Here is a 24268-nt window from a genome sequence, read left to right as displayed (position 1 = left end):
TGTGAAATATTAAAAATTACCCGGCTGCTCCTTTACAACAAATTCAAAACCGGAAATCCTGAAATTACCTGTTTCACCGGTGTTAAAAAGAGACAGGAACTCTGAATGATCTGCACCTCCTTTCAGGGAGATCCCCAAACCGGAGACATCGACAAATTTCCGTTTGTGACCTGAAGTTATTTTAACTTCGCTGACCTTGTTGCGTTCACTCCCGGTAAATACCATTATTTTTCCCGATACCTGCCGGTTGACAATGGTACAGGATTCCGAAGCATCGAGGTGTTTAAAACCTATTTTGGTAAGTTCAAATCTCACGGAAGGGTCGAATTCCGTCAAATCCAGGCTCAGCAGGTAACCTTCTTTCTTTTCAATTCCGTTATTTTCACCTCCCCTGACCCCCAACTGGCCGTCGGAGGACCTGTCTATACCTGCATTGACCATTCCATCCGAAGCGATCCTCCTGGCATCGATCCGGAATTTAAAGGATTTGTCCCGCATACTTTTTATACCTATCCTGCCATAGGTGTTCCAATCCGGATCATCCAGCGCGTACAGATCGCCCGAACTGTCAATTCCAACCGGGGAAATATCAAAGAACACCTTATCTCCTTCCGAAGCCGTATTGGGATCTGTAGCATCGAGAACGATCGTGTTCTCTTTCAGGGCAAGGTCGGATTTGCCTTCCACAAGGCTTACCGTAAAACGGGCAGCAGTATTTGCCGGGATCTTTACGTCAAAGCCCACCATTACCGTTCCCTTGTTCTTCTGATTGTAGTCCCCGTATTTGTAATCTCCGAACTCGCATTTGTATTCAGCCGGTTTTTCAGAAGGCCTGATCGCCGGTTTGACAGGTATATCGGAGTTTACTTTTAAAAACATGGTTTTTCCTTTCTGGGACAGTCTGATGGTGTTTTTATCCACTATTTCAGCAGATGCAGGGGTTACCATATTCCACCTCAGGTCCGCGGGTTCTGCATTGGTCTCGATAAAGTCTTCTATTTTCAGGTACGACTCATCTACTATCGTAGCTTTCCTCGTCGCTGTTTTCAACTCATTGTTAAAGTTCAGCACCGGGGTCAGGTCTACTTTTGCTCCCAGTTCATGTTTGTTCTCAAAAGTCTTTATAATTTCGGCCCTTCCCTTGACGTTATGACGTTTATTGTTTACGGTCAAGGTGTTGTGATTTAAATTGTTATACCTGAACACCTCCCATCTTTGAGCGTCCTGGTCCAGGTTCCAGAGATCGACACCCTCGGATTCGAGTGTAATATAACTCTGCAGCCCGAAATCCATGGCCCATCTCAACCGGCCCACATCGTATACAAAGGTTCCCTGGTCCATATGCGAATGCCCGTCAGAAGCACTTCCTCCTTTAATGCCGAGATATTTTCCCTTTGTACCTTTCCAATGGGTACGAACTAAGGATACCGGGGTAATACCGTGACCTGTGAACATTTTCCGGGACGGGGGCTTTACTTCCGATAATGTCAGCTCTTTTCCAAAGACAAGGGCATTGGGCAGAACTCTTTCGATATCTGACGATACGGCTTTTGTGTAGCGTCCGCTGTTGATCATTTCCACCTCCTGAAAGATCAGGGACGGATCATTTAATTTCCGGGCAAACCAGAACATGGAGGAACGCGCTGTCTGACGCCTTCCGCAGTCGTAATAATTAAAGTAATCTCCCGAAGGGCCTCCTGCAAAAAGCATATAGTAAGCGGATTCCAGAAAACCGGGGGCTTCCGACAATCCGTGATCAGACCCCAGTGCGCTTTCGAGGGCAGCGATCAGCATCACTTCAAATGTAGTCCCGTAATTCCAGTAACCGGGGCCTTCCGGGTAATTTCCGTCCGGTGCATAGGCTTCCAGGGGTAACCGGTTGGATTTTAAAGCCCTTTCAATAATGGCTGCCGACTGTTCTTCTTCATCTTCCATAATGGCCAGGGCCCCGTAGACCAGTCCCGCATTACAAACAGAGTTCCAGTTGCTGTGGACATCGAGGAACCAGGCATTGTCTTCTATATACGAAGGTTCAAATGCCTTTTTCAGAATAGCCTCCCGCACATTTTTCCGGGTGCTTTCCTTCAAATCGTCGTACAGCCAGTCATAGGCTATAGAAACAGCCATACACATCTCCCCCACATCGAGGAAATGCGTGGGGTTCCAGCTTTCAAAGCCGCAAACCGCATTGAGTTCCTTTTCCGCCCGCCTCAAATACTTGGCATCACCGGTCATACGGTAACTGTAAGACAGGTAATACAGCCTGGTAAGCGCTTTCCGGGAAACCGCCAGCAGCCTCTTCCCCTTTTTCTTAAAGACCAGAGGCTCTTCTGAAAGCAGATTATCGGAGACCTGATGAATATAAGTGTCTATTTTCTTAAACTCCGGGTTTCTTTTTATCGATGACCTCAGGGCCTTTTCTTCTCCTTCGGTCAACAGGAGCCTGGGATGGGCCCTGATCCGGGAATAGTCGTACGAACGTTCGGGTTCTGCGCTTTGTGCTTTTCCCTGGGTAGATAAAACAAGAACACAGAGCATAAAAATACCTTTCAGAATGCTTTTGCGTTTATGGTTTTTTCGGTGAGTTTCCGGTGATATGATCTTCATTTCATTGATTTTTTGTCGGTGAAACCTGTTACCATCCCGTTCTTTGTTCCAGGCTGTGATTTATGAGTGTTTCCTGTAACGGGTAAGGCAAAAGGAGGTGTTTGGTCCTGTCAAAATTATTTCCGGGATCCAGATAGGTCTGGTGAAACTGGCTATTGTTGTTGTAAAGTCCGTGGTTTTTGATAGCTTCATTGGTCTCCAACAGTTTATCTTCGAGTAAGTTCCACCGGATCAGGTCCTGTTTTCGGAGTCCCTCAAAACACAATTCCCGCTGTCTCTCATCCACAATTTCATTAAAAAAGTCATCATGGGCCAGGCTTCCGCTATAAGGATCCAGGCCTGCCCTTTCCCTCACGGTATTAAGGTCGTTCAAAGCGGCATCGTTTGCGGCTGCGCTTCCGAACCTTCCACCGATAATGGCTTCTGCGTGCATCAGCAGTACATCTGAATACCTTAACACGGGAAAATTGATACTTGTAAAATTGGGGTCCTTATCAGAACCCGGGGTATTGTTGAGGATGGTGTAATTGGCATCCGTAATTTTCCCCTGCTCTTTTAAGGCCCCGAGATCTGCCGGTTCCCACCTTCTGAACTTTCCTATGCCGTATTCCTGGTTTAAAGGGAAATCGAAAATATAGCTCATGGTGTAGGCCTGGTTGGCATTGGAATATTTATTCCGGTACCCCGCAATGTTCCATTCCCTCCGGGTGTCTTCTTTTGAATATGCCTGGTAAACAGGAAGCGCAACATTTACTTTACAGAAACCGCGGGGAATATCTGAGGTCCCCACAAATTCAACACCATTGATATTTCCCAGCCTGCCGTCTACCTTCAATCCCATATTTGCAAAATTGCCGAATGAGATCTCAAACAGTGATTCTTTCAGATCGTAGTGGTCCTGCAGATAGCTGAGAAAGTGATTTCTATAGCTCATGCTATCCGCAGCATAGGGTACGATGCCATGCCAGCCGTCGTTTATAATAATCTCGCATTGTTCCCGTGCTTTTTCGAAATACTGCTGGTTATTCTCAAAATAGGATCCCGCTTCGCTCTCTGACAAATACGGTTGAAACCCGCCCATTCTCAAATAAAGCCGGGCCAGCAGGCCGTGTGCGGCCATTTTGTTGGGTTCGCCCGGCACATAAGCAGAACTGTTGGCATGCCCGAGGTGTTCTGCCGCAAATAAATAATCCTCTTCCACCTGCTTATAAACATCCATCGGCGGTGACGGCGGTACGTTGTTGTCTTCCTGGGAAGAACTGGGCGTTAACCTGAGAGGGACGGGCCCGAACCAATTGGCCAGGTTAAAATAACAAAATGCCCGCATAAAACGTGCTTTTGCGAGGAGGTTATTGTATTCTTCGGTTGTAAACAGATCGGGGCTCATGTTCTGTTCGAACTGGTTGACCAGTTGAATACAGGTATAGAATCGCAACCATATATTTTGTATTTGATCACTTGAAGAGGTATGTGCGTACTTTGCGGCATCCCAGGTGGGATTATTGGGGTCATTCGTATAGGTCTCGTCTGTTCCGGCTTCTAAAAGGACGTTGAATTTCCAGCCATATACATCATCGTTTGCCAATTGACCGTAAATCCCCGACAGGGCCAGGTCTGCCTCTTCTCTCGAAGTATAAAAGGACTCGGCCTTCCAGGACGATTTCGGCTCAACTTCCAGAAAATCGGAGCAACTCATCAGGGTAAAAGCTACCAGCATTGCTATGGCGAAGTGAATATTCTTCTGTTTCATGTGAATATTTTTTATTTGTTTTTTTAAAATGTCAGTTCTATACCTCCGGACACCGTGATACTCTGCGGATAGGCCGAGTAATCCAGCCTGGGGGTCAGGGCCCCGTACCTTCCCACAGATACATCCGGATTATACCCCTCGTAGCCGGTCCAGGTATAAATATTCTGTGCGGAGACCGATAATCTGCATTTTTTCAGCCTCAGTTTTTCCAGCACCTCTTCCGGCAGGCGATAACCCAGGACTACGGTTTTAAGTCTTAAATAGGAGCCGTCGTCTATATGGCGGGTATCCAGTTTATAGCCGTAAGGGGTGGTCAGGTTTATTCCGTCATACCTCATTCCCCCTATGTCGGTATCGGTATTGGTGGGGGTCCAGATATCGGCAAGGGATGTCAGGCCGTTCCTGTTTTGCCTGTAGATACTTCCGAATTCAGATTTATTGCCATTGAGTATATCAAAGTCATATGCCCATTGCAGCAGAAACTGAAAATCAAAAGATCCGACCTTAAAACTATTGGACAATCCCCCGATATGTTTCGGCTGCGGATTTCCTATGATCGTCCTGTCATCTTCATTGATCACACCATCTCCGTTCAGGTCCTTGAATTTTACCATGCCCGGCCGCATTACGGTACGGTAGCCGGGGATCCCTTCTTTCAGCTGATAATCCCCGTCGTTGGTCAGCAGAAAATCCTCCACCTGATAAATCCCGTCAAATTCAAGTCCGTACATCATCCCGACAGGGTGACCAACTCTTGTAATATACTGGTATTCTGACTGCATAAACTGCCTGTCCCACCCGGGGTCGATAAGGATCTCGTTTTGCCCGCTGTTCAGCTTCTCCGTCCTGGTTTTGTTAAATGAGATGTTGAAATCCGTGTCCCAGCGAAATCGTTCATTCCTGATGTTCCGGGAACTCAGGGTAAACTCTATCCCCTCGTTGGAAACCTCACCTACGTTTTGCTGTACCCTGTTAAAACCTGTGCTCAGGGCCATATCTGCATCCAGTAACAGGTCTTTTGTTCTTTTTTTATAGTAGTCAACGGTCAGGTTAAAGTTGTTAAAGAGTTCCAGGTCAAGCCCCACATTGGTCTGGGCCGTGGTCTCCCAGCGCAGGTCGGGAACAGCCATATTGCTTTGATAGGCTCCCGGCCGGAACTCCTGGTTCTGCCCCAGCACATAACCGCTGGATGTGTTGACCGCAAACATGTTATAGGCTTCAAAATCCCCGATACGGTTATTTCCTGTCAATCCCCAGCCCGCCCTGATCTTTAAATCGGATATGGCATCGATCGCGCTGAGAAATTTCTCTTCCGATACTCTCCAGGCGAGCGAAAAGGATGGAAAATAGCCCCACCTGTTCTCTTTCCGGAACTTTGAAGATCCGTCAGTCCTGAAGTTAACAGTCGCCAGGTAACGGTCTTTATAGGTGTAGTTGATCCTTCCGAAATAGGACAACAAGGTATTGGCCGAATGGGAAGACCCGGCTATTGTTGCTGTTGTTGCAATGCCGAGGTTGTCTATGCCAAACTGGTCTGTCGGAATATTTCTGTTCTCCAGATCAGAAGCCTCCCTCGTTCTGTACTGGGCTTCAATACCGACAAGGGCACCGTATACATGATCTCCTTTCCTGTCGTCGAATTTCAATGTGTTTGAAGTGGACAGAATATCCCATCTTATATCGGATATTGAACCGTGAATGCCCCGGTTGGTCCGGGATGCCTGCTGGGTGTCTTCGTTGAAGAATATAGAGCTTTCCTGGCTGGTGGTCCTGTAATTCCCGTTCATGTTCAGGGTCAATTTTTCCGAAAATTTATAATTGAGTCCCAGTGTTCCGGTGAGCACGTCCCTCGCCACGGCCCTGTCGGTGTTTTCCAGTGTTTTCACAGGATCGTACAGATAAGGGTCCTGGTCCTGTATGACGCTTTCCTCGTCGTTGCTCCAGTTTATGGGGTCGACCGGCCTGAAGGAAACTGCATCCCGGATAACACTGGTCCGGGCATTGCCGGATACCTGCAAGCCTTTACTCTTTATATTGCTGTACGCTATCTGGCCATTGACCTTCAGGTTCTCATTTACTTTATGTGTAAATTTTAACCGGTTATTGATCTTTTTGAAACTCGTGCTGATAAGGGTCCCTTCCTGGTCCAGATAATTTCCGCTGTAATACAGGGAGGTCTTTTCGTTTCCCGCTCTCAGGGAAAGGGTATGGTTACTTGTATATGCCGTCCTGAAAATCTCGTCCTGCCAGTCGGTCCCCTCCATATTCCGGTATAATTCCGGGTCAATCCAGTTGGTTTCATACAATCTTACATTCTGCCCGGGCGTATAGTTGTCATTGGCATAGGCCAGTTTTTCCTGGTACCTGGCAAATTCATACGGGCTCAGCACGTCCAATCTGTTGGGAATGACCTGTATCCAGGAGAACGAACCGATACTTATATCGGTCTGCCCGTCCGACCGGCCACTGCGTGTATTGATAACAATAACGCCGTTGGCCCCGCGGGAACCGTAAATTGCAGTTGCAGAAGCATCTTTTAAGATATCGAAGCTCTCGATATCGCGGGTATTGAGGCTGGACGGGTCAAAATCTTCGAGCGGTATGCCGTCCACGACATACAATGGCGAATTGTCTCCGGTTATCGAATTTCCGCCCCGGATCACTATATTCTGCGAACTCCCGGGTGTTCCGTCACTCGAAGTCACCTGTACGCCCGCTGCCCGCCCGGCCAGGGCTTCATCGAAATTGGAGGTTGCCGTTACCGAAAGTTCTTCAGGATCTATGGCCGATACCGAACCGGTAAGGTCCCGCTTCCGGACAGCGTCATACCCGATAACAACCACCTCATTAAGCTGTACCTGGTCCGGTTCGAGCGTAACATCAATAGTGGTTTGGCTGAATACATTCTTCTCGACCTTTTTGAACCCTACATAAGAATAGATCAGGATATCCGATTGCGCTATATCCTCAATAGCATAGTTCCCGTCAAAATCTGTCGTCGTTCCTCTCGGACTGCCTTTTACAATGACATTGGCCCCCGGTATGGGCACCCCTTTATCATCTGTGACAGTACCTGTAACGGTCTTTTGAGCAAAAACACCGACTGTCGGGAGGAAAAACAATAGTACTAAAAGTTTGATTGGTTTCATAGTGTTTGTTTTTGAGGTCCGAAGTCCGAAGTCCGGTGTCCGAAGTATATTCACTTCCGGCTCCGAACTTCTGACTTCCGACTATTTCATCGTTTCCTGGTTTGTTTATAAAAATATCGGACACATTATCAGTCGGTCAGTTCATCCGCCCGGTAATTAAAGTCGGAAAGGAAGTACGTTCCTCCACGTCCCGGTACTGTTGAGTTGTTCAGCAACTCTCCTTCAAAATAGGAGGCTACCTTAAAGGCCACCGTAAAATTTCGGGAAATGAGTTCCGGCGGGATATCGTAAGAACATTTCACCCATTTGCCGTAGAAACTCGTTCCGGGTGTTTTTCGTCCGTCCGGATCAGGGCCTTCCTGGTTCCCGGGATACGGAGTACCCATAAATTCGGGGCCCCAGGGCGGGCCGGAGGATTTGCCGTTGGTGACACCTTCCGATCTTCTGCATCTTATACTTTCATTCACCCTGGTCCAGGTACCGTTCAGCCAGTTCCCCTCGGCATCCTGGATATCCCCTCCCGTATAGTCGGTTGAAATATACACTTCGAGGTCCGTAGGTGTCCGACCGTCTTCCATATAGGTCTGGTAGGCCGGTTGATAATAATAGTTAAAGGAAAGTTCGTAGCCGTACTGGAATACGGTCAGGTCCTGTGTCTTGGTAACCATCCATGAAGCGGTCGGATGTGTTACTCCACTGTCAAAAGTCTGGGTTTCGAGGACCGTCTGGGATGTATTCTCCTCCGGCCTTTCTTCGGGAGCTTCCAGAAATTTCCCGGCACTGTTGTCTACAACGCCCCAGATATCCTGCCCGTTCCCGGGAATATCCACCTGGACCGCAAACCCGTCACCTCCGGTCGGGAATGACCCCGAGGTGTTTAACGTGGGATAATGCATATAAATGGTCTCAACGGGCATCTCTTCGGGCGTATCCGTAATGATCGTTATTATTTTGTCTTCAAATACCGTAACCTCCTCGCTTATATTGCTCACAACTCTCACGGCCGGAGATAATGTATCGTATTCAGAATACATATAATCGGGAGCGATTGAGATCACCCCTGTTTCACCGTCGATGGTCAGTTTATCCGAATGGGTCTCCAGTTCGAAAGTAACATCGGGATTGGCATTGGGAAGGAGGGGCTCGCTTGTCCTGCTTTCCGGGTCGCCATAGACCAGGTTCTGGTTTTTGGGAGAGTATATCAAATTGCCTGGTAAAAGCGGTGCTATATGAAGGTGAAAAGCATCTTCGAATGTCGTTGTATATTCCACTCCGTCAGCTTCCGTGCTCACTTTGATGGTAAAATAATAATCGCCCACCGTAAAATTATGTCCTGCGGCTATGAAAATAATACCGTTATCGGCCGAGTCCGTAGCACTGACCGATTCCAGGGGGTTCCCGTTTTCGTCCACTTTTCCCTCTTCGGGGTCCACCTCCATTTCAACGGAGGTACTTTTACCGATGCTGACATATTGCAAATAGGATTCGTCCAGCAGTGTACCGTCTTCTTTCCTTATGCTTACCAGTTCGAATTCGGGAATAAGTCCCCCGGTCTGAACCGTAGGAGCTGATGTAGTTATGTTTTTACTTTCTCTGGCATCCGCAATACTGACGTAGTTCAGGTCTGCAGGATTCCCGATGTCCCCTAAGTCCGATTTAAGGGAGGAATCCTCACAGGCGGTTATTATCAGAAAATAAAAAAGCGGTAGCAATAACTTTCTGTTTTTCATAATTTGTTAGTTAAAAGGATATTATTTTGGCTTGGTGTTAACAGTGAAATCGAATTATTCACAAATATTAAAAAAATCAAATTTTATCAAAGGGGGATAATCGTCTAAATCGAGGGGGTATTTTGAATACAAGCCCGGCTGTTCTGCCCGGAATAAAGGTCTGTAGGCCTTCTTTATCAGGAAAATTACAACTCTGAAAACAGACATTTTACACCTTGTATTTAGACGATTATCCCCCCCTGTAAGCGCTAAAATCATTTTACATTGTAAACCGTAAACCAGGCACTTTGTTCCCTGTTAAAAATTTATAATGATGAAACCGGAAACGATTCATTCTTTCGGATGGTACACGTTGATTGTTATCGCCCTGTGCTTTACCACATGTCTGAAAGCACAGCAAAATCACGGAACTGTCAAAAAAAACATATTGTTCATCGCCGTTGACGACCTGCGGCCGGAACTGGGTTGTTATGGCGCAACATACATGAAGACGCCCAATATCGATAAACTGGCCCGGCAGGGAATGCTTTTCGAAAATGCGTACTGTCAGCAGGCCGTTTGTGCCCCGTCGAGAAACAGTATCATGACAGGGCTGCGCCCCGACGCCATGAATATTTACGACCTGGGCACCTTTTTCAGGACTACGGTCCCGGATGTCGTGACCCTGCCGCAGCAATTCAGGAACAATGGCTATACTTCTGAAGCCGTCGGAAAAATATACCACGCCGGGCATGGCAATAAAGACGATGCGTTATCGTGGTCCGTGCCTTCGTGGAATTATAAAAAAGAGATCAGAAACTTAAAGAACATGACACGCGGTGACACTACATCACTGGAATCGGACTTTCCGAAATTACACGGCAAACTCCTTCCTTATTACAGCTCTGACACTCCCGAGGCACAGATGACCGATGCTGTTATTGCACGGATCGCCATAGAACGTATGCGCAAACTGAAAGACAAGCCCTTTTTTATGGCCGTAGGGTTTAAAAACCCGCATTTACCGTTTGTAGCCCCAAAGAAATATTGGGACCTATATGATCCCGACCATATAAAGATCCCGGAAAGAAAAGATCCCGAAGGTGTTTCTAAATACGCCTTTGTCCGCTGGTCCGGCGAATTAAAGAAATATTACGGAATAGACAGGTATAAAAAGGAAGGCTATCTCCCGGACGATCTCAGCCGTAACCTCATCCACGGGTATTACGCTGCCGTAAGCATGATCGATGCCCAGGTCGGCAGGCTGCTGGACGCTCTTGACGAATTGGGCTTAAGGGAAAACACCATTGTAGTACTCTGGGGAGACCACGGCTGGAAACTGGGCGAATACGGCATGTGGGCCAAACATTCCAATGCCGAACTGGATACCCGGGCCCCTTTGATCATAAGTGCCCCGGGCTTTTCAAAAGGGGAAAAAACCCGGTCTTTAGCCGAATTGGTAGATGTCTACCCTACTTTATGCGAATTATCCGGAATAGAACAGCCCGGCCACCTTCAGGGCGAAAGTCTGGTCCCCGTTCTGACAGATCCGAAACGCAGTGTCAAAAAAGTGGCGATGAGCCAATACCCGAGAGGGAAGTGTTTACAAAACGACGAAACCAAACGGGAAATCATGGGATATTCGATCACCGATGGCCGCTATCGTTTTACCCGGTGGCAATCCTATAAGAACCCGGAGATCATTTTAGATAAAGAATTATACGATCACTCCGAAGGAAGGATAGACCTTACCAATCTCGCAAAATCTAAAAAATTCGATTCCATATCACAAAACCTGGAAAGGCTTTTGGATAAAAACCTGAAGAAATACAGGACCGAACGTTAAGAAATCGAAGATTCACGAACACCTTTATATAAATAAGAAGTTTCGTGAGCTAAAACAGCCACTGGTTGTTTTTAGTGAAGGAGCCAGGTGGCACGCCGGCAACAAAAAGGCATTTTTTTAGCCTCCCGATCCCAATAATTATCGGGATTATCGGGATAGATTCTTTTTAAACATGTTCTAATGTAAAACCAACCAAAACCATGAAAAAAAATGATGTTCTGATCCCTGCGATTTTTTTTTCTCTGCTCGCAGGTGTCGGTTATGCCCAGAAGAATACGATCACCCTCGATCCCCTTCCCGGCGGGTCTGAGGGAAACAGCAGGTATACGGATGCATCCACACTGCAAATAGATGCTTCCGGCACCGTGACCTATTACAACAGCAACAGTTATGACGACTGGGATGTTACGGCAACAGAAGTTACCCAGTCGGGGGCCCTGGACAAGACGTTCGACATCACCTTCGGGGGCATGGGCAGCGTAAACACCACCGAAGGGAACAATTACGGAGCAATGACCTCTCCCGGTGGTATAGACAGGGCCTCCAGCGGAATATTGGGTGTTCGGGGAGGTATAGGCAATGGCATCGATTCGGGTGAAGGCTTTTATTTCGGGCTGGACCTGACCAACCTGAAGCCTACCGCAGCTGTTCAGATCACCAGTATCTCCGTAGCCCACTTATCCGCAACCGATGAGACCGGGGTTATCGTAAGCCGGCTGAACCCTTTAAAAAGATTTACTTTCGGAAATCCCGGAACTCCCGGTGTGGACTACGAACTCAGCGGCGGTTCGGGGGATATCGATGTTTCCTCGTTCAATCTGTACTTGTCGGGCGGGGAAGTCAACGAGGCCATGGTCTCCCTGTTCAGCGACCCGGAAATTCCGAGTGGTTTCAGGATTACACAGGTTGAACTGAAAGTACGGACCAATATTTTAAATCCCGCAAAAGTTGAAAATACATTACACCCGAGACTCCTGTTGAAACAGGGAGAAGAAACTGCGATCCAGACACTGGTAAACCAGTCCGGCGAATTCAATACGGTTCACTCCTATATCCTCGAACAGGCCGACTCCTTTGTACAGGAAGGTCCCTTGGTATATCCCAATACCACCAGGATGTTACAGACATCCAGAACAGCCATAAAGCAGATCTTTTACCTCGCCTATGCCTACAGGATGACAAACCAGACGTCATACCTGAACAAAGCCGAGGAAGTCATAAACACGGTCTGCGATTTTCCCGACTGGGTAAATTACACCCTCGATACGGCCGAAATGTGTTTTGCCGTAGCCCTTGGCTATGACTGGCTGTACCACGACCTTGCGTCATCGACAAGGCAAAATGCGCGCGAAGCCATATTGAATTATGCGCTTCTGCCCGAGAAAAACAAACCGTTCTGGGACAAAACCTCCAACTGGAACCAGGTGGGGATCGGCGGGCTGGCCTACGGGGCACTGGCCATATACAAGGATGGTACGGCACAGATGGACGAAGAGGCCAAGTATGTCTTTAAGAATATCCTCGCAAAAAACACAAATTCCATGGCAACCTACGCCAACGGGAACTACCAGGAAGGAGCCATGTACTGGTCTTACGGAACCACTTATGAAGTTCTGTTACTGTCTGCCCTCGAAGGAATTTACGGCCAGAACCACGAAGGCACCAACAGGCTGACCTATACGCCCGGGTTTCTGGAATCTGCGGAATACATGCAATACGTTACCGGGACAAGTTCCCTATACTTTAATTACAGCGATTGTACCGAAAAACGGGTCCCCCTCCCCGCAACCCTGTGGATGGCCCGTAAGGCCGGGAACCCTTCCCTGCTGACCGTAGAAAAGGAATTGATGCAGAACGGAAGATACGCCAGTGATTTTTCAGATGATTCCCGGTTTTTACCCATAACACTCATTTACGGGAAGGACATCGGTCTGGATAACCTGGCCCCTCCCCAATCAGAAATATGGAACGGTTACGGAGACCAGCCCGTTGTCCTGGTAAGGACGGACTGGCAGGGTTCCAACGGAAAATACATGGGCGTTAAGGGCGGTACCCCGACCTACAGCCATGCCCAGATGGACGGAGGTTCTTTTGTATATGATTCCCAGGGGCTACGCTGGGGAATGGATTTCGGAAAATATGATTACGAAGCCGTAAAGGCCGGGATATCGCCACCCGGAAGTACGAACGATTTTTCACAGACTTCCTCCCGATGGGATATTTTCAGGGTGAGCAACCTGAATCACAATACCATTTCCATTAAAAAATCTTCAGAAAGTGAATGGCAACATCACAAGGTTGACGGCTATGCCACTATTGGCCAGATCTACGATACTCCCGCAAAAAGAGGCGCCAGGGTACATTTAAAGAACCTGATCGATCTGAACAACAACCTTGATGCCATTCACAGAAGCATCTATCTCGTGGATGAATCGTACCTCGAAATCAAGGATTTTATCAATAATAAAGGGCAGTCCATGGATATTTACTGGAATATGGTCACCACGGCCCTCGTCGACTCCCTGAGCCCTTCCAAGCTAAAATTGACACAAGGCGGTAAAACCGTAATACTGGAGGTCGTTTCCTCCAATCCGTCGGTCACTTTCACCATGGTCGCCAACCGCTCTACCGACCCTGTCGATTATTTTCCTTCGGCCACATACGAAAGAAAGAACCCGGGCACTGTAATGGTAGGGTTTGAAGCTACCATCCCAGCCCATGAGAACGTTACTTTTACCGTGACCTTAAAAGACGGTGCCGGGGTACCTCCTTCTACCGTAGAACCGGTAAACAACATTCTCCTCGAGCTCCCGGAACCGAATACAGGCCGGGAAGCAAACGCGCTGTATTACGATACCTCCGAATTTCATGTGGATGACCAGGGAAATGTCAGTATCGGGGGGCTTTCTACCGATTATGCCTGGACGGTTTACGGAACGACCGATGTGGACCGTGTTTTCCATAAAAAATTCTTTTTCCGCTGGCACGGCATGGGTACAACCAGCACCAGCGGAGGAAGTGATTACGGAGCCTTATTGACCAATGCCGGGATCGACAGGAGCTCAACAGGAGAGCTGGGCATTCGCGGAGGCCCCGGTAACGGTATAGACCCCAACGAAGGCTATCGTATAGGGTTTGACTGTTCTGATCTTCCGGACTCAACGGCCCTGCAGCTATTAAAAGTCGGGCTAAAGTTCGTAGGCGGGGAAGAAACGGGAATGATCGTAAACAGGAACGACACTTCGAAAAGCATTTCTTTTGGAGGAAGTCAATCTTCGGCAGATGTCATTCTCTCCTCGGGATTTGTCGATGTTTCAACTCTCGATATCACCATTCCGGGCGGCCAGACAGATTTTGACCTGGCCTCTGTTTTCAATACGAGTTCTTCCGGAAGTTACAGGATAAACAAATTCGTATTCAAGGTCATGTCATCGGGAACCTCCCCTTCCGGCATGAACGCAAAGACCATTTCATTCGAAACAACAGAAAACGATTTTATTGTTTACCCGAATCCCTCTGCCGGGAATATTACCCTGCAAAGCAGGCGAAAGGAAACCGAAAATGTAAGGGTCAGGCTGTTTACCAATTCCGGGGCCTGCCTGTCCGACAAGGTCCATAATTTTTCTGCGGGTGATAACAGGCTGACATTAGATCTGCAAAGCATGAAACCCGGCATATACCTCATACAGATCACGGATGACCGCGGAAAAGTAGTGACCCGAAAAATCCTGAAACGGTAATCCCGGAGCATTTACGGCACATCATGGAGCCTTCTTTCCCGGAAAAATCATTTGAAAACAGCGTAAAACCAGAATAACGTAAACGATAAACACCAAATACAATCCATAATGAAAATTATCAAGTCAACGGTCTTACTATTTGCCCTGATTGCCATAAGCTGCAAATCACCTAAAACCAGTGAAACGAGATTAAAAAAAAGTGAGCGACAACTGGCCGGATTGCGTGCACTGGCGCTCAAGGAAAAAAAGATCCCCAGAAGTATTAACAAGAAAGGCGAAAACATATGGACAAGGCAACCCTATGACTGGACAGAAGGATTCTGGCCGGGCACCTGTTGGATGCAATACGAAAGAACAGGGGACGCCAAATGGAAAGAAGCGGCCATCGCTGCACAAAATCTGTACATCCATCACAAGGACCTGACCAATGACCACGACCTCGGTTTCATTTTTAACAATTCGTTCGGAAAGGCCTATAGGATGACCGGAGAGGAAAAATACAAGCAGGTCCTGATCGATGCGGCCAATTCCCTGATCACGCGGTTTAACAAAAATGTAGGATGTATTCAGAGCTGGGATGTCATTGACAACTGGCAGAGCAAACGGGGCTGGAAATTCCCGGTGATCGTGGATAACCTGATGAACCTTGAAATATTGTTTGAAGTATCGGAAATAACCGGAGAAAATATATACAGGAAAATCGCGGTAACTCATGCAGACACCACTATGAAAAACCATTTCAGGGCCGACGGGAGTTCCTACCATGTACTGGATTACGATCCCGAAACAGGGGCTGTTTCCAGTAAGGTTACCGCTCAGGGCCATGCCGATGAAAGCGCCTGGTCGCGGGGACAGGCCTGGGGTTTGTATGCCTATACCATGTGTTACCGCTATACAAAAGACAAAAAATATCTCGATCTTGCCGAAAAAATCGCAAACTTTATTTTAAATCATCCGAACTACCCGGAAGACGGTGTGCCGTACTGGGATTTTAACGCCCCGGACATTCCGGATGAACCGAGAGATGCATCTTCCGGGGCCATTATTGCATCTGCCTTTCTGGAGCTGAGCAATTATACCGACGGTAAATACCTGAAACATGCAGTGCATATTCTCGATTCGCTGGCAAGCAGCGCCTACACGGCAGAACCGGGAGAAAACGGGCATTTTGTTTTAATGCACAATGTGGGTAGTATTCCCCATGGAAATGAAATCGACGTCCCCATAAACTATGCGGATTACTATTATATCGAAGCACTTTGCCGTTTAAAGGAAAAAGGATTGTAATGCTGAGTGAAAAGCCTGTGGTTCGCTAAGACGTAGGACTTCAGGACGTACGACATATGACTTTAAATACAGCTGTAAAAGATCAACTGAAAACCAGGGTGGCGGACTGGTAGTCCTACGTCATAAGTCCTGAGGTCTTAAGTCAAAAAAACATTATTGAATTTGTGTTGTGTATTAAACCAAAAATCATAAAATTTAACATCATGAAGAGAATCCTGTTTATTACCGTATTGCTCGTCGCACTACTTTTTTTGGAATCCTGCAAAAAAAGGCCGCAGGAAGCCAGGCAGGAAGAAAAAACCGAACAGGAAGAAACAAGGCGGGACCCGAAAACACTTGATGCCAAAGATTTTGAAACCGTAATAGACGGCAAGCCCGTAAAATTATACTGGATACAGCATGAGGGCATCCGGGCAGCTTTTACCAATTACGGGGGGCGGCTGGTCGGTTTATGGGTTGCGGACAAGGACGGCAAAGAGACCGATGTTGTTGTGGGAATGGGTAATGCCCGGGCCTACCGCGAATCCGGCGAACGCTATTTCGGGGCTACCATCGGACGGGTTGGAAACCGTATTGCCAAAGGCAGATTTACCCTGAACGGAACGGAATATTCGGTCCCCGTAAACAATGGCGAAAATGCACTTCACGGAGGCACAAAAGGTTATCAGGATGTGGTCTGGGATGCCGAAAAAAAGAACGGGCACACCCTGGTCCTCACCTATGTCTCGCCAGACATGGAAATGGGGTTCCCCGGCACCCTGCACGTAAAAGTGACCTATAGTGTCACTGCCGACAAAAGCCTGAAGATGGAATATGAAGCCACAACGGACAAACCGACTCCGGTCAACCTCACCAATCACGCTTTCTTTAACCTGAACGGGGAAGGCAGCGGCACCATTCTGAACCACATCGTACAGTTCAACGCCGACACCTATACCCCCGTAGATTCTACCTTGATCCCCACCGGCCATATCCGGAAGGTCAGGGGAACGCCTTTCGATTTTACCACGCCCCACATCATTGGCGAACGTATAGAAACAGAAAATGAGCAACTGAAAAACGGGAGTGGTTACGACCATAATTTCGTATTGAACAGTACAGAAGAAAACGGGATGAACCACGCCGGGTCCGTTACGGGAGATCAATCTGGCATTGTCATGGATATCTATACGGAAGAACCCGGGATACAGTTCTACAGCGGAAATTTCATGCAGGGCAGAAATACTTTTAAATCCGGTACCAGGGACGATTACAGAACGGCATTTGTCCTGGAAACACAGCATTTTCCGGATGCACCCAACCAGCCCGGTTTCCCTTCCATAATACTAAATCCCGGGGAAAAGTATCACACGGTTTCCATATACAGGTTTTCAGTCCGTTAACACCCGGGGGGGGGGAAATGAATTGCTGGTTTGCCACGGATACACGAATAATGATCAAACAACTCATAATATATTCGTGTATCCGTGGCCAAAATTTACAAAAACCAAATTATCAGGGTTTTAACCTTTAATTCGGTATTAAACCACTCTGTACTGAAAGGTACAGAGATTTGGCAAGTAACGAAATTGCTCTTTAGTTATTGGTTATTAGGTTATTCAGTTACTTAGGCAATACGCAATAACTCATTAACTTAATAACCCAATAAACTAATCTTTATTAATCAACCATAAAAACAAATAACTATGTTTTCCAAATGCTTCCTGTTTATTACACTGTGTATAGGCATCAGTGTCACAAGCAGCGCCCAGACAAAAATCGCCTCACTCTTTAGCGACCATATGGTACTCCAGCAAAATGCAGAAGTTGCCGTATGGGGTACGGACAGGCCAAACACCAGAATTAAAGCCCGTACAGGCTGGGGAGAAAAAAGCACCGCAGTTACCGATGAGAGCGGAAAATGGAAACTCTCCGTTAAAACCGGGAAAGCAGGAGGTCCGTATACCCTTGAGATCAAGGGATCTGAAAAAATCGTACTCGAAGATGTGCTGCTGGGAGAAGTCTGGCTGTGCTCCGGGCAGTCCAATATGGAAATGCCCGTAAAAGGATTTAAAGGACAGCCGGTATACGGAAGCAACGATCTTGTGATGAACGCTTCCTCCCCTCAACTTCGCCTTTTTCATGTAAAAAGAAATATGAGCAGGCAGCCCCTCGATACCTGTCAGGGGGCCTGGCAACGATCTTCCCCCGGGACGGTCCTGAATTTCAGCGCCGTGGCCTATATGTATGGAAAGCTGCTTCAACAACAGATCAAGGTACCGGTCGGTATCATTTGCAGCAGTTTCGGAGGCACCCGGGTTGAGGCCTGGACAAGTAAAGAAACACTCAGTGCTACCGGACTGGATGTGGAGGCAAACAGGAAAAAGAATATGCCGGAAATTGATAAAAATACCTCGTCCGTATTGTATAACGGAATGATCCGTCCTTTGATCCCGTACGGCATTAAGGGAGTGATCTGGTACCAGGGAGAGTCCAACAGGGGAAATCATGAACAGTACAAAACATTGTTCTCTGCAATGATAGACAGCTGGCGGTCCGCATGGAATTCAGGCGAATTTCCATTTTATTTTGCGCAAATAGCCCCTTTTGAATACAAGCCCGAAGTCAACTCGGCTTTCCTTCGTGAAGCACAGTTACACACCATGCTCAACACTCCGAACACGGGAATGGCAGTCACCCTCGATATCGGGGAAAGATCCTGTATTCACCCGGCCAAAAAGACAGAGGTCGCCAAACGCCTCGTATACTGGGCCCTCGCTAAAACGTATGGCTATGAGGGAATACAATACAGCGGCCCGGTCTATAAATCGATGGAAGTCATAGAAAACGAGGTCCGCCTGGATTTTGATCATGCCCCTAACGGCGTATCCGGCTTCGGGCGGGAACTCAGGCATTTTACAATAGCCGGTTCCGACAAGGTTTTTTACCCGGCAAAAGCAGAGATCAGAAGGGGAAAACTCTTTGTTTCGAGCGATAACGTGGCCAACCCCGTCGCCGTCAGATACGGCTGGGAAAACTATGTGGAAGGATGCCTGTTTAATTTAGCCGAACTGCCCGCTTCTTCGTTCAGGACAGATCATTGGGAAAATTAAATCGACCGGGGTTGTCTTCTATGTTGAAACTAAACCACTCTGTACTGAAAGGTACAGAGGTTTGGATACGCCATGAAATTGCACTTTGGTTATTGGTTATTAAGTTAATGAGTTATTACTGAATAACTCATTAACCTAATAGCAGACTATAATTTTTTCGCACTACTAAAGTGTGATACACTGAGTTTACCGAAATACTGCAATAATCCCGATCCCGATAATTATCGGGAGCAGGGTTTGCACGCAAAACTGAGACCAATCAACCCTCAACCCATTTAATGGGATTAAAAGCGTCCGGATGATCACTGATGTCAGAAAAAACATTATGGAAATCACAATAAATTGTGATAAAATTTCAATCCTGCACCTTTAGTCCGGCTGTAAATCGCATAAACAACATATTTTAATTAAATTGATCTTCCAATCTGATTAAAATAATGAGAATTCACCATTTTTTAAGTATTCTGCTTTTTATCGGATATGCTCAATTCGCAACAGGGCAAGTCCTGGAAGATGTACCGAAAGACCTGAAATTTAAGCACTACACATCCTCTGACGGCCTTTCCCAAAGGTCAGTCATGGCCATTTTACAGGATAAAGAAGGGTATTTATGGTTTGGAACAAGAGACGGGCTTAACAGGTTTGACGGTAACCGGTTTACCGTATATAAACATCATTTGGGAGATACAACAAGCCTGAGCAACAACAACGTCCACTCCATTTATGAAGACACCAATGGAAATTTATGGATCGGTACCCAGAACGGCCTGAACAAATACAATCCCGAACAGGACAACTTCATTCAATACAAACATGCAAGTACCCTGAATACGGGTGCAGACCATATCATCTGGGAGATCACCCAGATAGACAGCGATCTGCTCTGGGTAGCCACCAATAACGGTATACTGCAAATCGATATTCATACCGATGAGATCATTAGGTTACAGCAAAACAAGAACGACCCGGACTTCCTGAGCAATAATAATATCCGGAGTTTCTTAAAAACGGACGATGGCAATTTATGGATCTGTAACACAAGGCATATCGACATCTATAATCCCGGGAAAGGCACCTTTAGGCGTATGGACTACCCGAAAAAACAAAAAGAGGATGTACATCTCAACCGCCCCCCTGCCCTGTTTGTCGACAGCAGGAATTCGATCTGGTTGGGCTATGAAGAGGGGCTTGCCCGCTACGACCGGTCATCACATACTTTTAAGGATTTCAAATTCCGCGGTGAAAAAGCCATTACCGATGCCGTCCGCAGTATCTATGAAGACCTCTCGGGGAATTTATGGATAGGATCCTATTCGGGGCTATATATACTGAATTCGGAACATTCCCGCCTGAAACACATTGTACATGATAAAAACAATTCCACGAGTTTAAGCCAGAACTCCGTTTACAGCATTATGCGCGATTCCAGGGGAGATATGTGGATCGGGACCTGGGCCGACGGCATCAATTATTACAACCGGGATAACAGCGCTTTTAAAAATATTTTTCCGGGGAACAGCAATAACAAGTTAAACTACAAGGTGGTGAGCGGTATGGCTGAAGATCCGGACGGAAATTTATGGATAGGGACCGAAGGAGGCGGTGTGAATTTTTACAACAGAAAAACAAAAAAGTTCACCTACTACAAAAGCGACCCGGACGATAAAAACAGCCTGAGCGCAAACAATGTAAAATCCGTGATCATCGACCGGAACGAAAACATCTGGATAGGCATTCACGACGGCGGTGTAAATTTTTTAAACCCCGCCCGGGAACCCTTCAGGTTTGAACAAATCGATTTTCCGGAATCAAGCGGTATTTCTCTAAAGGGATATAAGGTCTTGACACTACTGGAGGATAGTAAGGGCAATATCTGGATAGGGACACTTACGGGAGGACTGATCCTTTATGATACAGAAACAAAGCAATTATCGAGATTGGACAACGATATACGCACCGTGATGAGTATCGTCCGTACCGACAATCCCGAAGTACTGCTTGTAGGGGGAGACAACGGGCTCGAATCCATAAACATAACTACAAAAAAAAGGAATAAGATCCCGGTCAGGCCCCCCCGGGAAAAAGGGCCTCCCCTGTACATCAACTGTATCTTCACGGACAATTTCAATAATTACTGGATAGGTACCGAAGGACAGGGCCTGTACATGTACGACCCCAAGAGAAAAAAAGCAAGAGTCTACGGAACGAGGGAAGGATTGCCCAACGATATCATATACGGTATCTTATCGGATAACAACGGGAATTTATGGATCAGTACCAACAGTGGTATCAGCAGGCTGAACATTGAATCCAACAGTATAAAAAATTACTACCGGTCCGACGGCATTCAGGGAAATGAGTTCAATTACGGCTCCTTTTTTAAAACCAGTAATAAGGAACTGTTCTTCGGGGGCACCAACGGGCTGACCTATTTTGACCCGGGTAATATCCGGAAAAACACCTTCGTTCCGGACATCGACATCAATAATTTTGAAGTCAACAATGCCCCTTATATGAAAATTACGGACTCCGTTTCGGAAATCACCCTTAAACATAACGAAAACAATTTCAGTATTGATTTTACGGCCCTGAGCTATATGCAACCCGAAAAAAATGAATTTGCCTATATACTGGAGGGCCTGGACCGGGAGTGGAACTATGTAGGCCACCGGAGAAAGGCCGTATATACCAATATCAGTCAGGGAAATTATACTTTCAGGGTAAAAGGGTCTAACAACGATGGCATATGGAATGAAAAAGGGAGTTCCGTAAATATAAGGGTCCTGCCCGCACCCTGGCGGACCTGGTGGGCCTATACGCTTTATTTTGCCGTATGCATCGGGCTATCCCTGTATATAGGAAAGTTAATTTTGCTGAGGATCAGGGAAAAAAAGGAAAAAGAAAGGCTCCAGGAAATTAATCAACTGAAAATGAGACTTTTTACAGATGTGTCCCACGATTTCCGTACCCCACTGACCTTAATCATCGGGCCGCTTGAAAAAATGATCCGGAAAAACTCGGGCGACAAATACATCCGGCAACAACACGAGATCATGTACAGAAATGCACGGATGTTACTCCAGCTCATCAATCAGATCCTCGATTTCAGGAAGAGTGAATCCGGGGTACTCTTTCTCCGGGCCTCAAAAAACAATATCGTGCCCTTTACGGAAGAGATCAAAAAATCATTTGACGCATTGGCGGAAAAAAAGAACATCAATTACCGGTTTATTGCCGGCCACAAAAATATCGAAGTGTGGTTTGACAGGATAAAACTGAAGAAAATCCTGTTCAACCTGCTGTCCAATGCCTTTAAATTTACTGATGATAACGGGCGGGTCACCGTAAATATTTCCACGATCTCGAAAAAACAAAATTCCATACCTGCGGATTACGTCAAAATAGACATTATAAATTCTGGCCGTGTCATCCCGAAGAACCATATCAAATTCATCTTCGACAGGTTTCACCAGCTCGATGATGAAAAACAGAACCTCGGTTCGGGCATCGGCCTGTCCCTGACAAAAAGACTGGTAGAACTTCACAAGGGTAAAATAAGGGTTAAAAGTTCGGAAGCGAAAGGTACCCGTTTCAGTGTTTTGTTAAGATTGGGGAATGACCATCTTTCGGAAAACGAATGTATTGACGAAACGGAGATTACCGAGGATCATGCGTTTTACCCGGATACCGATGTTACAACCGGTACGCAGCAATCCGGAAAACCGGAAAATGCCCCCTGCACAACAACTGACAACTCCGGACTTCCGGGTTTACTGATTGTGGAAGACAATACGGACGTACAGGACTTTATCCGGGAAATATTTACAGGCAAGTACAACATTTTCGTTGCGGAAAACGGAAAAGAGGCTATCCCCATAACTCAAAAAAACCAAATTGACCTGGTTATCAGCGATGTAAACATGCCGGTTATGGACGGTTTTGAATTGTGCGATTATATTAAAACAACATTGATTACGAGTCACATTCCGGTTATACTGCTCACGGCCAAAACATCCCCGGTACACCAGGAAAAAGGATATAAAACGGGAGCAGATGCCTATATTACTAAACCGTTTAAAGCTGACATTCTGGAAACCAGGGTCGACAATTTACTGAAAACAAGAGCAAACCTGATCCGAAAATTTAAAAAGGATATTATTCTGGAACCCAAAAGCCCCGAAATAACCTCCGCCGATGAAGTTTTTCTTGAAAAGGCCATTACCATCGTAGAACAAAATATTACAAATCAGGATTTTAACACAGGCATGTTCATAGAACAAATGAATATGAGCCGTACGGTTATATATACCAAACTGAAGACTTTGACCGGTCAAAACCTTTCTGCATTTATCAGGACCATAAGACTCAAGAAATCCGGTTTGCTGATAACCCAGACAAAAATGAATATTTCCCAAATCGCATATGAAGTCGGCTTTAACGACTTAAAGTACTTCCGAAAGTGCTTTAAGGATTTTTTCAAGCTAACACCTTCTGAGTATAAAAGAAAAAACGCTACGGAAAATAAACAGGAAGTATAGTGAACATTGATCTTTGATCGGAAATAAAGGACAATCACCACAAAAACGCATACCTTATTTTTATTCCCGGTATATGAATTGTTCCCGACGGACGAAGTAAATACGGAGTTGTAGGTGAAATCTGCAGTTTGTTCCCTGTTATTAAGTGATCAAATGGTCGCTGCCGCTTTCATTAACCGTATTCAGCCCGTATTCTACAAAAAACCCCACATAAAGGGCGTTCCTGTCATTGATCTTATGTTCGATCCCGGTCTCTAACAGCAGGCTTTACGCATTGCCCGACTCCAGCTCCTACCCGTTTATCTTTTGGTTGCCGAAATCCTCGAAACCCATAAACAAAGGAGCTTCCAAAAAGGTATCCCAATGTAGGACTGTACTCCCCGCCCAGCCCAGGCTCCAGTGTTTGTTCAGTGCATAGGCATACCCTATTCCCCCACCCATATTATCCTAACGAGTGCGATATCCCCGGTTGATATCGTAATGCAGGGATGAAAATCAATTGATCGTGCTTTAAATTTCAAAATAAGGAATTACTCAAGATGTATTGAAT

General features: G+C 46.5%; 10 protein-coding genes. 6 read left to right on the top strand and 4 right to left on the bottom strand.

From position 1 onward, the window contains the following. Positions 1-9: 9 nt before the first annotated feature. The 4 genes from LS482_RS20020 to LS482_RS20005 all read right to left on the bottom strand — a co-directional run bounded on the left by LS482_RS20020 (position 10) and on the right by LS482_RS20005 (position 9236). Complete coding sequence (locus LS482_RS20020) at positions 10-2607, bottom strand: heparinase II/III domain-containing protein (protein ID WP_233029328.1); 2598 nt, start codon at positions 2605-2607, stop codon at positions 10-12. A gap of 28 nt (positions 2608-2635) precedes the next feature. After that, positions 2636-4357: a RagB/SusD family nutrient uptake outer membrane protein gene (locus LS482_RS20015; protein ID WP_233029326.1), complete on the bottom strand. Its 1722-nt coding sequence runs from the start codon at positions 4355-4357 to the stop codon at positions 2636-2638. A 23-nt stretch (positions 4358-4380) separates the two neighbouring features. Then, positions 4381-7506: a SusC/RagA family TonB-linked outer membrane protein gene (locus LS482_RS20010; RefSeq protein WP_233029325.1), complete on the bottom strand. Its 3126-nt coding sequence runs from the start codon at positions 7504-7506 to the stop codon at positions 4381-4383. Between the two features lie 128 nt (positions 7507-7634). Continuing rightward, positions 7635-9236 (bottom strand): hypothetical protein, encoded by a 1602-nt coding sequence (locus tag LS482_RS20005; RefSeq protein WP_233029323.1) that lies wholly within the window; start codon positions 9234-9236, stop codon positions 7635-7637. Between the two features lie 310 nt (positions 9237-9546). On the opposite strand from LS482_RS20005, the gene LS482_RS20000 reads away from it, so the two are divergent. The 6 genes from LS482_RS20000 (at position 9547) to LS482_RS19975 (ending at position 23718) form a co-directional block, all read left to right on the top strand. After that, positions 9547-11061 (top strand): sulfatase, encoded by a 1515-nt coding sequence (locus tag LS482_RS20000; protein ID WP_233029322.1) that lies wholly within the window; start codon positions 9547-9549, stop codon positions 11059-11061. A gap of 200 nt (positions 11062-11261) precedes the next feature. Continuing rightward, positions 11262-14801 carry a T9SS type A sorting domain-containing protein gene (locus tag LS482_RS19995; protein ID WP_233029321.1) on the top strand — a complete coding sequence of 1180 codons (3540 nt, stop codon included), beginning with the start codon at positions 11262-11264 and terminating at the stop codon, positions 14799-14801. Between the two features lie 108 nt (positions 14802-14909). Continuing rightward, on the top strand, positions 14910-16088 hold the full coding sequence (locus LS482_RS19990) for a glycoside hydrolase family 88 protein (protein WP_233029320.1): 1179 nt from the start codon (positions 14910-14912) through the stop codon (positions 16086-16088). Positions 16089-16291: 203 nt separating this feature from the next. Beyond that, positions 16292-17470 carry an aldose epimerase family protein gene (locus tag LS482_RS19985; protein ID WP_233029319.1) on the top strand — a complete coding sequence of 393 codons (1179 nt, stop codon included), beginning with the start codon at positions 16292-16294 and terminating at the stop codon, positions 17468-17470. 303 nt (positions 17471-17773) lie between these two features. After that, a complete protein-coding gene (locus LS482_RS19980; RefSeq protein WP_233029318.1) occupies positions 17774-19180 on the top strand; it encodes a sialate O-acetylesterase in 1407 nt (468 codons plus the stop codon). Positions 19181-19617: 437 nt separating this feature from the next. Further along, the gene (locus LS482_RS19975) at positions 19618-23718 is read left to right on the top strand and encodes a hybrid sensor histidine kinase/response regulator transcription factor (protein WP_233029317.1); all 4101 of its coding nucleotides are present in this window, start codon (positions 19618-19620) and stop codon (positions 23716-23718) included. The last annotated feature ends 550 nt before the right edge of the window (positions 23719-24268 follow it).

This window comes from Sinomicrobium kalidii (genome assembly GCF_021183825.1).
GTDB lineage: Bacteria > Bacteroidota > Bacteroidia > Flavobacteriales > Flavobacteriaceae > Sinomicrobium > Sinomicrobium kalidii.
This window is presented reverse-complemented; position numbering and strand designations above follow the sequence as displayed.

Bases quoted from the DNA above. Each gene is read 5' to 3' on its own strand.
- LS482_RS19980 (WP_233029318.1), top strand. From the start codon at position 17,774: ATGTTTTCCAAATGCTTCCTGTTTATTACACTGTGTATAGGCATCAGT.
- LS482_RS20015 (WP_233029326.1), bottom strand. From the start codon at position 4,357: ATGAAACAGAAGAATATTCACTTCGCCATAGCAATGCTGGTAGCTTTT.
- LS482_RS19990 (WP_233029320.1), top strand. From the start codon at position 14,910: ATGAAAATTATCAAGTCAACGGTCTTACTATTTGCCCTGATTGCCATA.
- LS482_RS19995 (WP_233029321.1), top strand. From the start codon at position 11,262: ATGAAAAAAAATGATGTTCTGATCCCTGCGATTTTTTTTTCTCTGCTC.
- LS482_RS20005 (WP_233029323.1), bottom strand. From the start codon at position 9,236: ATGAAAAACAGAAAGTTATTGCTACCGCTTTTTTATTTTCTGATAATA.
- LS482_RS19975 (WP_233029317.1), top strand. From the start codon at position 19,618: ATGAGAATTCACCATTTTTTAAGTATTCTGCTTTTTATCGGATATGCT.
- LS482_RS20000 (WP_233029322.1), top strand. From the start codon at position 9,547: ATGATGAAACCGGAAACGATTCATTCTTTCGGATGGTACACGTTGATT.
- LS482_RS20010 (WP_233029325.1), bottom strand. From the start codon at position 7,506: ATGAAACCAATCAAACTTTTAGTACTATTGTTTTTCCTCCCGACAGTC.
- LS482_RS19985 (WP_233029319.1), top strand. From the start codon at position 16,292: ATGAAGAGAATCCTGTTTATTACCGTATTGCTCGTCGCACTACTTTTT.
- LS482_RS20020 (WP_233029328.1), bottom strand. From the start codon at position 2,607: ATGAAGATCATATCACCGGAAACTCACCGAAAAAACCATAAACGCAAA.